The 13,226-nt window shown below is 64.0% G+C and carries 11 protein-coding genes and 1 pseudogene; 8 read left to right on the top strand and 4 right to left on the bottom strand.

The window, feature by feature from the left end:
* Positions 1-119 precede the first annotated feature (119 nt).
* The 3 genes and pseudogenes from CK206_RS19155 to CK206_RS19165 all read left to right on the top strand — a co-directional run bounded on the left by CK206_RS19155 (position 120) and on the right by CK206_RS19165 (position 2,739).
* Positions 120-479 carry a helix-turn-helix transcriptional regulator gene (locus CK206_RS19155; protein WP_096907563.1) on the top strand — a complete coding sequence of 120 codons (360 nt, stop codon included), beginning with the start codon at positions 120-122 and terminating at the stop codon, positions 477-479.
* A gap of 167 nt (positions 480-646) precedes the next feature.
* A pseudogene (locus CK206_RS19160) lies at positions 647-2,047 on the top strand (IS1380 family transposase).
* Positions 2,048-2,178: 131 nt separating this feature from the next.
* Complete coding sequence (locus tag CK206_RS19165; protein ID WP_096907561.1) at positions 2,179-2,739, top strand: cadmium resistance transporter; 561 nt, start codon at positions 2,179-2,181, stop codon at positions 2,737-2,739.
* A 306-nt stretch (positions 2,740-3,045) separates the two neighbouring features.
* Here CK206_RS19165 and ccsB read toward each other — a convergent pair whose 3' ends face one another.
* The 4 genes from ccsB to CK206_RS19185 all read right to left on the bottom strand — a co-directional run bounded on the left by ccsB (position 3,046) and on the right by CK206_RS19185 (position 7,364).
* Positions 3,046-4,083, bottom strand: a complete 1,038-nt coding sequence (ccsB, locus tag CK206_RS19170; RefSeq protein ID WP_173674857.1) for a c-type cytochrome biogenesis protein CcsB — start codon at positions 4,081-4,083, stop codon at positions 3,046-3,048.
* A complete protein-coding gene (locus CK206_RS19175) occupies positions 4,080-5,774 on the bottom strand; it encodes a cytochrome c biogenesis protein ResB (protein WP_096907639.1) in 1,695 nt (564 codons plus the stop codon). Before CK206_RS19175 ends, ccsB begins: the two co-directional genes overlap by 4 nt.
* A 73-nt stretch (positions 5,775-5,847) precedes the next feature.
* On the bottom strand, positions 5,848-6,747 hold the full coding sequence (locus CK206_RS19180) for a cytochrome c biogenesis CcdA family protein (RefSeq protein WP_096907640.1): 900 nt from the start codon (positions 6,745-6,747) through the stop codon (positions 5,848-5,850).
* The gene (locus tag CK206_RS19185; RefSeq protein ID WP_096907670.1) at positions 6,744-7,364 is read right to left on the bottom strand and encodes a TlpA disulfide reductase family protein; all 621 of its coding nucleotides are present in this window, start codon (positions 7,362-7,364) and stop codon (positions 6,744-6,746) included. Before CK206_RS19185 ends, CK206_RS19180 begins: the two co-directional genes overlap by 4 nt.
* Positions 7,365-7,663: 299 nt before the next feature.
* Between CK206_RS19185 and CK206_RS19190 the strand changes: the two genes are divergently transcribed.
* The 5 genes from CK206_RS19190 (at position 7,664) to CK206_RS19210 (ending at position 13,112) form a co-directional block, all read left to right on the top strand.
* Positions 7,664-8,026: a helix-turn-helix transcriptional regulator gene (locus CK206_RS19190; RefSeq protein WP_096907641.1), complete on the top strand. Its 363-nt coding sequence runs from the start codon at positions 7,664-7,666 to the stop codon at positions 8,024-8,026.
* Entirely contained in the window at positions 8,023-10,017 is a 1,995-nt protein-coding gene (locus tag CK206_RS19195) for a heavy metal translocating P-type ATPase (RefSeq protein WP_371607177.1), read from the top strand. The genes CK206_RS19190 and CK206_RS19195 overlap by 4 nt, the downstream gene beginning before the upstream one ends.
* Before the next feature lie 126 nt (positions 10,018-10,143).
* Positions 10,144-10,521 carry a helix-turn-helix transcriptional regulator gene (locus tag CK206_RS19200; protein WP_143337797.1) on the top strand — a complete coding sequence of 126 codons (378 nt, stop codon included), beginning with the start codon at positions 10,144-10,146 and terminating at the stop codon, positions 10,519-10,521.
* A 7-nt stretch (positions 10,522-10,528) separates the two neighbouring features.
* Entirely contained in the window at positions 10,529-11,470 is a 942-nt protein-coding gene (locus CK206_RS19205) for a cation diffusion facilitator family transporter (RefSeq protein ID WP_096907643.1), read from the top strand.
* Positions 11,471-11,711: 241 nt separating this feature from the next.
* Positions 11,712-13,112, top strand: a complete 1,401-nt coding sequence (locus CK206_RS19210) for an IS1380 family transposase (protein WP_096905723.1) — start codon at positions 11,712-11,714, stop codon at positions 13,110-13,112.
* Positions 13,113-13,226: the final 114 nt, after the last annotated feature.

Genomic DNA, 13,226 nt, shown 5'->3' on the forward strand with positions numbered 1-13,226 from the left:
TTTGAACAGGTTTCCTGGCGCTACAGGCACCCACCGGAGTCTCACTAAGTCGTCTTGACAACCTGTAGGTTCTTAAGTCGCCTTCGGTGCAGTTCATCGTTCACTGTATAGTTCAGCAAGTGCTGATTATTGCTTCTCGTGTGGATGTGATGAACCGCTTAGGCCGGGCGATGGCCGATCCGACGCGGTCCCGGATACTGCTGACGTTGCTCGAGCGGCCGGCCTACCCGGCGGAGCTGGCCCGGGACTTGGAGCTGACACGGTCGAACGTGTCGAACCATCTGGCGTGCCTCCGCGACTGCGGGATCGCGGTCGCCGCGCCCGAAGGCCGCCAGACCCGGTATGAAATCGCGGATCCGCACCTGGCGCAGTCACTGGCCTCCCTGGTTGAGGTCACCCTCGCCGTCAACGAGAACGCCCCCTGCCTGGATCCCTCCTGCTCAGTGCCGGGTTGTTGCGATGCGGGTTCAGGCGCGTGATCCCTAACTTCGGCACTCCAGGCGATCGGCCTGTTTATCGCCACCAACCCCGGTGATTCACGGGGATCTGCGGATCGCTGGGCGAAAATAGACCGAAGTGCTTCCTGAACAGGGGAAACTGGGACTTGTCTAAGGTTCCATGTTCTCCAGCAGAAAGCACTCGGTAGGTGAAGCGTACTTCGTGGTCGGCCGGTCTGTCCGTTACTGCTGATGGTGTCGGGGTGATCGCCCACGCCGGGGCCATCGCGCCTCGACTTCTGGCTGATCAGGTCGGTCTGACCGCCGAGCTGTCAGGGGCCATGGCTCGCCGACAATTTATCCCGATCCACGACCGCGGCCGTGTGCTGATCGATACCGCGGTGATGCTCGCCGATGGCGGCGAGTCCATCTCCGACATCGGCGTCCTGCGCCACCAGTCCGGCGCCCTGGGCCCAGTGGCGTCGGCGCCGACGGTGTGGCGCACGCTCGATGAGGTCACTGCCGGCAAGCGCAAGAAGATCCAGGTCGCGCGTGCCCGCACCCGGCGGCACGTGTGGTCGCACCTGCCCGGCGGGGTGCCCGCATCGGCGTGTGCGGGGCGGGATCTGGGATCGACGGTCGTGCTCGATGTGGATGCCACCATCGTGGTCACCCACAGCGAGAAGGAACATGCAGCTCCGACGTATAAGCGCACGTTCGGCTACCACCCGATCGGCGTGTGATGCGACAACACAGAAGAGTTTCTCGCCGCGAGCTTGCGCCCGGGCAATGCTGGCTCCAACACCGCTGCCGACCACATCGACGTCCTGGGCCAGGCAATCGCGCAGATCCCCGCTGCTCACCGGCGTGACCTGCTGATCCGCTCGGACGGCGCCGGCGCCTCTCACGACCTGTTGGATTGGATCACCGAGCAGAACCGCGTCCGTGGTCGACGGGTGGAGTACTCGGTCGGGTTCTCCATCACCGCCCCGATTCGCCGGGCCATCGTGACCTGCCCCGAGGCCGCGTGGGGACCAGCGCTCAATCCCTCCGGTGACATCCGGGACGGGGCCGAGGTTGCCGAGCTGACCGGATTTCTCGCTCCCGGGATGCTCGCCAAGTGGCCAGACGGGATGCGGGTCATCGTCCGCCGCGAACGACCCCACCCCGGCGCCCAGTTGTCGATGTTCGAGGAGATCGACGGGTGGCGCTACCAGGCGTTTGCCACCAACACCACCACCGGGCAACTGCAGTTTCTTGAAGCACGGCATCGGGCGCACGCCCGGGTAGAGGACCGGATCCGTCACGCCAAGGACACCGGTCTTGGCCGTCTGCCCTCACGCGAGTTCGCGCTCAACCAGGCCTGGTTGGTGGCGGTGATGCTCGCCGCAGATCTGGTGGCGTGGACACGGATGCTGGCCTGTACCGGCGAGGCTGCGGTTCTGGCCTTGTGCGAGCCCAAAGCGCTGCGCTACCGCTTCCTGCACGTCGCAGCCCGGCTGACCCGTAGCGGCCGGCGACGCCGGGTGAAGATCCCCGAAACGTGGCCCTGGGCCACCGCCATCGTCGCCGCGTTCAACAAGATCGCCGCGATCCCCAAACCAGCCTGATCTCACCTGCCCGCCCTCGACATCACCACCCGGAGACCCGCCCACCGGCAGCGCCAGCCGGCACCCCCGCACGCCCTTACGCGAAAACAAGCCCGCCGTCACCCGACAGCAGCAGTCACACCGGCCCGTGAATCAGCGGGGCCAATATCGACGACATCATCGTCCTCTCACTGTTCTTCGCCCGCGGAGCAGGCCAACGCGGCACCACTACCCGCATCCTGGCCGGCCAGTATCTCGGATTCGTCGGCATCCTCGGCGCCGCTGTACTCGTCGCCCTGGGCGCGGGGGTCTTCCTGCCCCCAGGGGCCATCCCCTACTTCGGACTGATCCCATTGAGCTTGGGACTATGGGCCGCGTGGCAGGCCTGGCGCGGGGACGATGATGACGACGACGCAAAAATCGACGGCAAGAACGTCACCGTGTGGACCGTGGCCGCCGTCACCTTCGCCAACGGCGGAGACAACATCGGCGTCTACGTCCCCGTCTTTCTTAACGTGGGCCCGGGAGCCGTGGTCGCCTACTGCGTCGTGTTCCTAGTGCTGGTGGCAGGACTGGTGGGCCTGGCCAAGTTCGTCGCCACCCGCCGGCCGATCGCCGAAGTCCTGGAGCGCTGGGAGCACATCCTGTTCCCGATTGTCCTGATCGGCTTGGGCGTCTTCATTCTGATCAGCGGCGGAGCTTTCGGACTCTAACGGCGCTCTTCCCTGCCGCAAGTGAACAATCACAGAAGGCCGCCACCGAGAGGCCAACTCCACACCGGAGCGCACCAACTCGTTTGGGAGTAAGCAGCCTGACGTCAGAGGCGACCGAAGTCTCCATGTAGCGGTCGGTGGCGAAAGGCATCATTTGCCCACGGGCTGCGAGTTCGGCGAGCTCGGAGGTAGCGCTGGTGACGTGGCCCCATTGGCTCAAGGCTGCGGGACTCCCGAGCGGTGGGCGAAGGGCGCGGCGGATCGTACAAGGTTCCCTCACCGGACTAGAGGTTTACAGGGTCTGACTCAGTTCAGTCCGGCATAGGAATGCAGGCCTGAGACGACGATGTTGATGAAGAAGAGATTGAACACGGTGGTTGCGAAACCGAGGATATTGATCCACGCCGCTCGTTTTGGTCCCCATCCGCTGGTGCTGCGCGCGTGCAGGTAGCCGGCGTAGATGACCCACGAGATGAAGCTGACCGTTTCTTTTGGGTCCCAGCCCCAGAAACGGCCCCAGGCTCCTTCTGCCCATACTGCGCCGAGGATGATTCCGACACTGAAGATGGGAAAGCCAATGATCGCCGTTCGATAGGCGACGCGATCGAGTACCTCCGCTCCCGGGAGTGGCCTGGCCAGGCCTGCGAATCGACCTTGTTCTTGGCCCTTTGGTTGCCACGTGCGCAACAGGTACAGGATGCTGGCGATTCCGGACGGGAGGAACAGTGCCGCGCCGAGGCCGATAATCGACACGTGTATAGGCAGCCAGTATGAGCGGAGCGAAGGTACGACAGGTGCCGCATCTGAATACAGACTCGTCCCACCAAAGAAGAGCAGAACCAGAACTGGCGCAAGAACAAACGGCCAGGCGGTGCGAAGCGCTGGTTTTCGCAGCACGACCAACGATGTGCCAATCGCGAGCAGGCAGGTGAACGAGATGAACTCGTACATATTGCCCAACGGCACTCGGTCTGTCGCGAGCCCTCGAAGCAGCACTGAAGCGGCGTGGAAAAGGAAGGCGGCTGAGGTGAATAGCAGGGAGATTTTCGCCCAGCTGGTGCCGCGGTCCGAGCGTTTGTCTTCCTCGCCGCTTCCGGTAAGTGACGTCGAACGGACGAGCACCGTACCGTCCGGCGCCTCCTGAGATTCTGCTTGGCGAACGTCTGCTGACATGTGCGTGGTACTGCGGGGCTCTCGATACATCGCGTAGTAGACGATGGCCGCAATCATAGCCACCGCGTAGAGCGCGAACGCGGTCTGGTAAGTCGTGTCGCTGTAGGACGATAACGTCTCGTCGATGGGCACTTCAGCGAGCACTCGCTGTGCCAAAGAGTGGACGATCATTGATTCCTGTCCCTTCCTGGGGCGCCGGCGGCTGCCGCCGTGCCGTTCGAGTGTTCCTGGTCGTTCATGCTGGTCGGCGTGGAGGCCGCCGCGTCCGTCAGCCGATCGCGGATGATGTCGAATTCTCGACCCCACCCCGCGCGATCGGTTTTGGCAAGCCCGCCCAGTTCGATGACGGTCCTGCCGTCCTGCGCGGTGGTGATGCGCGCCCAGAGGCGGCGACGGGTCACCAGAAGTGAGAGCACGAGCCCTCCCACCATCGTGAGAGCGAAAATGCCGACCCAGTTTTGTGCCGGATCGTAGGAAACCTGGAAGTTGGCGAATTCCTCGGCTCCGTCGAATGTCACCGTTGTGCCGTCCGGCAGTTCGGTTGATTCGCCCGGGCGAAGATTGACGCGGGCTTCGCGTTCTAGAGCGCCGGACTCGATGAGCGCCGGGTCGAGGGAGAACACTGACTGAGGTTGCCCAGAGTCGAGTCCTGTGTCGCCCCGAAGAACATCGATCGCGACGGCCGGATCGGTCATCGAGGGGAACCTAGAGGATAGGAGGTTGCCGTCAAACTGTGCGGTCGGAGCAAAGAGCCCTTGGATCACGATCTGGTTCTTGCGGCGGTCCTCGAGACGGGGGTACATGCCGGCAGGTTGGTCAAAGCGCAGAATCCCGGAGGATAGAAAAGTCACTAGCTCATCCGGTTGCCATTGCTGGATGTCCGTACGTACCTCGCCGTTTGGGAACGTGACAGTGAACCGAGGAGCGAACCCATGGCCCTGCAGGTACACGCGAACATTGTCGAGACGCAGGGGGTGATTTACCCGTAGTTGAACTTTGTCCCAGGTCGTCGGATCGGTATTTGTCAGATCGGTGGTGTAATCGATGTTGGACCGGAACATCGCGGCTTGACCAGTCGGAAGATAGTCGGCCGCGAAGTCTTTGACGTTGAAACAGAATGGGTGCAGGTTCGTGCCGTCCACGAGCAGGCCTGCGCGGAACGAGTCGAAGGCGGCGGGCGTGGTATTGCAGAAGGCGGGGGAGTCTGGTTCGGCGATGATGACCCGCATGCCTTCGTAGTAGATGAACTTTCCGACCGCGAAGGCGATGAGCAGTCCAAGCAGCGAGAAGTGGAAGACGATGTTCCCGATCTCGCGTGAGTATCCGCGTTCGGCGGAGAACTCGGTTGCGCCGGGGATTCGCCCGTCGCCTTCTCTCACTGTGCGGCGCCACCTCTTGAGCTGATGGTCCACGGCCGCTGACGCTTCTTGGCGCGTGGCCGTGGTGACCAGTGTGGCCGAATGAGGCAGTCGTCCAAGATTTCTGGGAGTGGCTGGTGGCGCGGCGCGCAGTTGCCGTACCAGGTCGAAGGACCGCGGGAGAAGGCATCCGATCAGAGAGGTAAACAGCAGCGCGTAGATCGCGGTGAACCACCACGAACTGAATACGTCAAACAGCTGAAGCCGGTCGTAGATCTCACCGATAAACCCATTCTCTGCGATGAAGTCGTTGACGTTGCCCTGGTTGAGGCTGCGCTGGGGAAGTAACGCGCCAGGTATGGCAGCGATGGCTAGGAAGAAAAGGAGAACAAGCGCGGTTCGCATGCTGGTCAGGACACGCCAGGCGTTGCGCAGCGGCGAGATAATCCGATTCAGCAGGGTCCTGCGATAGGTGCTGCTGGGCGCAGCCGAGGGGTCACTCATCGTCTCTCTCTGACTCAGGCCTTGGTGAGCCTGCAGCTAGGGCGCGGTTGTCAACACAAGTCCGTTGGGCACGCTAGATCGGTAGCACTGTGTCGGTGATCGCGAAGTCCCGCAGCCAGGCGATGAACAACGCCCACACGCCACTGAACAGCGCTATTCCCACTGCAATGAGCAAGACGCCGCCAATGATCTGAATTCGTCGACTGTTGCGTTGGAGCCAGCCGACAGTTCGAAGTGCCCAGGTGGAGCTCCAGGCGACGAGGATGAACGGCAATCCCAGCCCGAGGCAGTAGGCCACGATGAGCATGACGCCGCGTGTGCCGCTAAAGCCGCTGCCCGCGGCGACGGACAGTGCGGCCGCCAGCGTCGGTCCCAGACATGGGGTCCAGCCGAGCGCGAACACTCCACCGAGTAGGGGAGCCCCCGCCCAGGTAGAGACGGCCTTGGGTTGGAATCGGGTATCTCGTTGCAGTGCCGGCACGAAGCCGATAAAGACCAGCCCCATGACGATGGTGATGACCCCGCCGATGCGCTGAAGCAGCATCTCGTGCGGTGCGAGGTACTGGACGGTGCCGAGCACCATCGCACTGAGTAAGACGAACACGACCGTGAACCCGCCGACGAAGAGCAGTGATGCCCCGACGACCCGGTAGCGCGAGTGTTTCCTGGCCTTCTTTTCCTCAAGGGTGATCGTTTGAGACTCGCTGCGGCGCTGTTCGGCCTGCGCCACGGTGACCGGTGGCCGCTCGGCGCCCACGACGCTGGACAGGTACGCGAGATAACCGGGGATCAGCGGGATTACACAGGGCGAGGCGAACGACACCAGACCGGCGAGAAGGCACGCACCGAGTGCCAACAGAAGGGGCCCGCTGGCCGCAGTCTGCTGGAACGCAGAACCGATACCTTGCGCGAGCACCAGCCCATCTGCCGGCGACACGGCGCCGGCGACGACTAGATCGACAACGCCCGTCACGACGTGACACCTGCATCGTCGGCCACCAGCTCGGCTACAACGTCCCGGAGTTGGTAATCGGTGATTTCTGCCAGATACACCGAGGCCACCCGGTGCTGCCGGTCAAGCAGAAGGGTCGCTGGCACGATCGAGGTAGGGAAACCGCGAAGTGCGCCCACGACCCTGTTGGTGGGGTCCCAGATCGACGGGTAGGTGACGCTGTTGTCGCGCACGAAGTCGACCGGCTTGTCGCGATTGGGATCGCGCAGATTAATGCCGAGGACGGTCGCTCCCTGCGGTTCGAACTCCTCGTGAAGACGCTGAAGATCATCGACCTCTGTGCGACAGGGCGCACACCATTGGCCCCACGTATTGAGGATCACCACTTCGCCCTCGTAGTCGGCGAGCCCGATGGTCTGGTCTGGATCAAGTAGATCGGGGCCGGCGAGCTCGGCGACCGGCTTCCGTTCTTCTTCGGCGTAGTGAATTTCGACTTGTCCGTCCGGGCTAACAAACTCGAACGTGCCGCCCTGCGCGACCGCATCGGTGCCGGTCCCACAACCTGTGAGGACTAGTGCGCCGCCACACAGGGCCCCCCACAGTCGCGCGCGGAAACCAACGTTTCGGATACTGCCCATGCTGCTCACTCCGGTCTGCGACGGGTCAATGCCCCTCGGCTCCGAACCGGCGGTGCCGCACGGGGTGGCTCTCTCGAACACCAGTGAGGTGACTGGCGCCAGCGAGATCGTCCCACTGTCTGATCGTGCCATAGCCGATACCCGACCTTTGAAACGGCCTGTACGACTCGGTCAGAGCTGTAGATCTGCGGTCGACTGGGACGTACCCGCCCATCTTAAGTTGCCCCGTGGCTTCAGCGCCTCTTGTGTTCGGATACCGCAGCCAGGGTTGGTTCACTCGACGCTGTACTGTTCAGCGTATGCTGACTGTTGTTTCGCGCCAGGACGTGATGAACCGGCTTGGTCGCGCGATGGCTGATCCGACTCGGTCTCGTATTCCCCTGAGGCTGCTGGAGGGGCCTGTGTATCCGGCCGAGATTGCCCAGGGGTTGGGGTTGACGCGGTCGAATGTGTCGAATCATCTGGCCTGCCCCAGGGATTGCGGGATTGTCGTCGCCGAGTTGGAAGGGCGACAGCATCGGTACGAGATCGTCGATGCCCATCTGGCACTCGCGTTGAACGCGCTGGTCGAGACGACTCTGGCCGTCGACGAGAACGCACCCTGTCTGGATGTGCAGTGTCCGGTCCAGGGGTGCTGCGGTTCCGAGGGGGGTCGGCGGTGACGACGTCCGCGTGTGGTTGTGAGCCAGCCGAGCCGGTGACTGGCTCTGAGGAGCATGCTTCGTGGTGGCGCAACAGCGCTGTGCTCATTCCGGTGTTTTCAGGGCTCACACTTGTGCTGGGTCTGGTCCTCGAATGGTTCGTCCGTGGCGCCTGGGCTGGGACTGCGGCAGCGTGGCTGTTCTGGATCGCTCTACTTCTGGGTGCTTCGCAGTTTGTTCCGGGCGCTGTGCGGGGCCTGTTCGCGAGGGGTCGGCTGAGCATCGGGCTGTTGATGACGATCAGCGCCGCCGGTGCGGTCGCGCTGGGGTTCATCGAGGAGGCCGCCGCTTTGGCCTTCTTGTACTCCATCGTCGAGGCGTTGGAGGATCGGGCGATGGACAAGGCCCGCTCGGGCCTGCGGGCGCTGTTGGCGCTGATCCCGTCCAGTGCCACGGTCCTCGGCACCCACGGCGTCGCCCGCACCGTGGGCGTCGAGTTGCTGGAGCGTGGCGACGTCATCCGTCTGGCCGCCGGGGAGCGCCTGGCCACCGACGGGATCGTTCGTGTTGGGCAGAGCAGTCTTGACGTCTCGGCGATCACCGGTGAATCGATTCCCGTCGAGGTTGGCCCAGGCGATGAGGTGTTGGCCGGATCGATCAACACCTCCGGTGTTCTGGAGGTGGAGGCGATTGCCCCGGGGACAGACAATTCCCTGACCACGGTGGTGGGACTGGTTGAGCAGGCACAGGCAGAAAAGGGGGAGCGGGCACGTATCGCTGACCGTCTGGCTCGTCCGCTGGTGCCGGGTGTGCTCGTCCTGGCTGCTTTGGTTGCCCTGATCGGTTCGATCGTCGGCGATCCCGGGCTGTGGATCGAGCGAGCACTGGTGGTTCTGGTCGCCGCCTCGCCGTGTGCGCTGGCGATCTCGGTGCCGATCACGGTCGTTTCCGCGATCGGTGCGGCCAGCAAGTTCGGGGTGATTATTAAATCGGGTGCCGCTTTCGAGCGCATGGGCTACCTGCGGCACGTGGCCGTGGACAAGACCGGCACCTTGACCCGAAATCAGCCCACCGTCACGCAGGTTCTCACCAGCGGCGAGGCGTCCGAGGGTGAGGTCCTCGGCTGGGCGGCCGCTCTCGAGGCCCACAGCACCCATCCGCTGGCCGCGGCGATCACCGCCACAGCAACCGAAGTCCCCGCCGCGCGGGAGGTCACCGAGACCGCCGGCGAGGGAATCACCGGCCTCATCGATGGCGTCCGCACCGCCGTCGGCAGCCCACGCTGGCTCAACCCGGGCCCTTTCTCAGAGCGCATTCACGCCATGGAGAGCAGCGGCGTCACAGTGGTGATCGTCCACCGCGACGATCACCCGGTCGGGGCGATCGGGGTGCGCGACGAACTGCGTCCGGAGGCCAGGGAGGTTATGGCATCGCTGGCCTTGCAGGGCATGGGCGTATCGATGCTCACTGGCGATAACACCCGTACTGCTGACGCTCTGGCCACCGAGGCAGGGATAGCCGATGTGCGTTCCCAACTGCGTCCGCAGGACAAAGCGCACGCCGTCGCCGAGTTGCGTGACCGTGGCTGCGGGCCGGTGGCGATGATCGGCGATGGTGTCAACGACGCTCCCGCGCTGGCCTCTGCGGACATCGGAATCGCTATGGGAGCCACAGGCTCCGACGCTGCGATCGAGTCAGCGGATGTCGCGTTCACAGGCGACGATCTACGACTGATCCCGCGGGCCATAGACCACGCCCGCCATGGCCGTCGCGTCATCTCTCAGAACATCATCTTGTCCTTGGCGATCATCATCGTGCTGCTCCCGCTCGCGATCACCGGAATCCTGGGGCTCGCGGCCGTCGTCCTGGTCCACGAGGTCGCCGAAGTCTTCGTCATACTCAATGGTCTGCGTGCCGCACGTACGAGGCAGCTCGCGCGACCCCCGAGTGGGCACACTGTCGAACATGAAGAAGTCCGACACGCACACCGGCCGGCGCCGCTACCTCTTTGACACCACACCGGGTGCCGGTCCTGCGTCATCCCCCTGGCGCGGAAGGGTGAGCCAAACCGTTGTGAGCCGCAGCCGAGGCACGAGCGGGCCTGCCCACTTATCGCTAAATGGTGCTAATATCGCTATATGGCGATTAATTTTAGGGTGCCTGATGCGGTGACGTTGGAGGATCGGAGCGCCTATGCAGTGTTGTTCCATGCTCTGGCTGAGCCGACTCGTCTGGCGTTGTTGGAGTATCTGATCAGTGGCGAACATCGGGTGCGGGATCTGGTCGACCATATGCATCTGGCGCAGTCGACGGTGAGTAAGCATCTGGCGTGCCTGCGCGACTGCGGGTTGGTCAGGATGCGGATCGAGGGGCGTTCCTCGTGGTTTTCGTTGGCTGAGCCGGCCCGGCTGGCGGATCTGGTGGAGGCCGCGGATGCTGTGCTCGGTGCCTCCGGGGTGTCGCCGTCTTTGCGTGATCATCGAGATCACGATGAACTGAACCTCGGGCAGGGGTGAGTGGGGTATGGGACATAGTCATGGCCACGATCATGGGGTTGGTTCTCAGCAGGTCGATCGCGGGATGCGTCGCCGGCTGCTGATCGCGTTTAGCATCACCGCGATCATCGTGGTGGCGCAAGCGGTCGGCAGTGTGATCACTGGCAGTCTGGCGTTGCTCACCGATACGGCCCATGCGTTGGCTGATGCGTCGGGATTGCTGGTCGCGGTCATTGCCGCGACGATGATGTTGCGTCCACCCAGTAGTAAGCGGACCTGGGGGTTCGCCAGGATCGAGGTCATCGCCGCGCTAGGGCAAGCCGTCCTGCTGATCGTTGTCGGTAGCTACGCCGCGATCGAAGGCGTGCGCAGACTATTTGAACCGGCGGTGGTGCCCGGCACCGAACTGTTGGTGTTCGGCGTGATCGGCCTGGCCGCCAATGTCGCCGCGATTATGGTGCTCGCCTCCAGACGCGAAGCCAATTTCAACATGCGTGCAGCATTTCTGGAGGTACTCAACGACGCACTGGGGTCGGTCGGGGTGATCATCGCCGCGGTCGTCATCAACACCACCGGCTTCCAGCGAGCCGACACCATCGCCGCGCTGTTCATCGCCGCCTTGATCATCCCGCGCGCGGTCGCGCTACTGCGCCAGACGGTTCGGGTGCTGATGGAGTACACCCCCCCGGGACTCGATCTGAATGAGGTTCGAGACCACATACTGGAGCTGGAACATGTTCGGGACGTGCACGACTTGCACGCCTCCATGATCGGTACTGGCCTGCCCGTCATCTCCGCGCATGTCGTGGTCGAAGATCAGTGCTTCGAATCCGGTCACGCACCGCAGATCTTGGAGGAGATCCTCACCTGCGTCAAGGAACACTTTCCCGTCTCCTTCGACCACGCCACCATCCAACTGGAAACCGCCGCTGTGCGAGACCGGGAATCGCCCGCAGTCCAACACGCCTGACGTGCGATAAGCGGCCATGGGCGGCTCACACTTTGACGAACTTATAGTGGGGGTCCGGCCTGCGGGGCTGCTCGGCGTGGCGGTATCAACGGGATTTGCCGGTCCCAGAGCCGCCCACGAACCCCGGTGATTCACGGGGATCTGCGGATCGCTGGGCGAAAATAGACCGAAGTGCTTCCTGAACAGGGGAAACTGGGACTTGTCTAAGGTTCCATGTTCTCCAGCAGAAAGCACTCGGTAGGTGAAGCGTACTTCGTGGTCGGCCGGTCTGTCCGTTACTGCTGATGGTGTCGGGGTGATCGCCCACGCCGGGGCCATCGCGCCTCGACTTCTGGCTGATCAGGTCGGTCTGACCGCCGAGCTGTCAGGGGCCATGGCTCGCCGACAATTTATCCCGATCCACGACCGCGGCCGTGTGCTGATCGATACCGCGGTGATGCTCGCCGATGGCGGCGAGTCCATCTCCGACATCGGCGTCCTGCGCCACCAGTCCGGGGCCCTGGGCCCAGTGGCGTCGGCGCCGACGGTGTGGCGCACGCTCGATGAGGTCACTGCCGGCAAGCGCAAGAAGATCCAGGTCGCGCGTGCCCGCACCCGGCGGCACGTGTGGTCGCACCTGCCCGGCGGGGTGCCCGCATCGGCGTGTGCGGGGCGGGATCTGGGATCGACGGTCGTGCTCGATGTGGATGCCACCATCGTGGTCACCCACAGCGAGAAGGAACATGCAGCTCCGACGTATAAGCGCACGTTCGGCTACCACCCGATCGGCGTGTGGTGCGACAACACAGAAGAGTTTCTCGCCGCGAGCTTGCGCCCGGGCAATGCTGGCTCCAACACCGCTGCCGACCACATCGACGTCCTGGGCCAGGCAATCGCGCAGATCCCCGCTGCTCACCGGCGTGACCTGCTGATCCGCTCGGACGGCGCCGGCGCCTCTCACGACCTGTTGGATTGGATCACCGAGCAGAACCGCGTCCGTGGTCGACGGGTGGAGTACTCGGTCGGGTTCTCCATCACCGCCCCGATTCGCCGGGCCATCGTGACCTGCCCCGAGGCCGCGTGGGGACCAGCGCTCAATCCCTCCGGTGACATCCGGGACGGGGCCGAGGTTGCCGAGCTGACCGGATTTCTCGCTCCCGGGATGCTCGCCAAGTGGCCAGACGGGATGCGGGTCATCGTCCGCCGCGAACGACCCCACCCCGGCGCCCAGTTGTCGATGTTCGAGGAGATCGACGGGTGGCGCTACCAGGCGTTTGCCACCAACACCACCACCGGGCAACTGCAGTTTCTTGAAGCACGGCATCGGGCGCACGCCCGGGTAGAGGACCGGATCCGTCACGCCAAGGACACCGGTCTTGGCCGTCTGCCCTCACGCGAGTTCGCGCTCAACCAGGCCTGGTTGGTGGCGGTGATGCTCGCCGCAGATCTGGTGGCGTGGACACGGATGCTGGCCTGTACCGGCGAGGCTGCGGTTCTGGCCTTGTGCGAGCCCAAAGCGCTGCGCTACCGCTTCCTGCACGTCGCAGCCCGGCTGACCCGTAGCGGCCGGCGACGCCGGGTGAAGATCCCCGAAACGTGGCCCTGGGCCACCGCCATCGTCGCCGCGTTCAACAAGATCGCCGCGATCCCCAAACCAGCCTGATCTCACCTGCCCGCCCTCGACATCACCACCCGGAGACCCGCCCACCGGCAGCGCCAGCCGGCACCCCCGCACGCCCTTACGCGAAAACAAGCCCGCCGTCACCCGACAGCAGCA

This window comes from Dietzia sp. WMMA184, from assembly GCF_002441635.1.
In the GTDB taxonomy this organism is placed as follows: domain Bacteria; phylum Actinomycetota; class Actinomycetes; order Mycobacteriales; family Mycobacteriaceae; genus Dietzia; species Dietzia kunjamensis.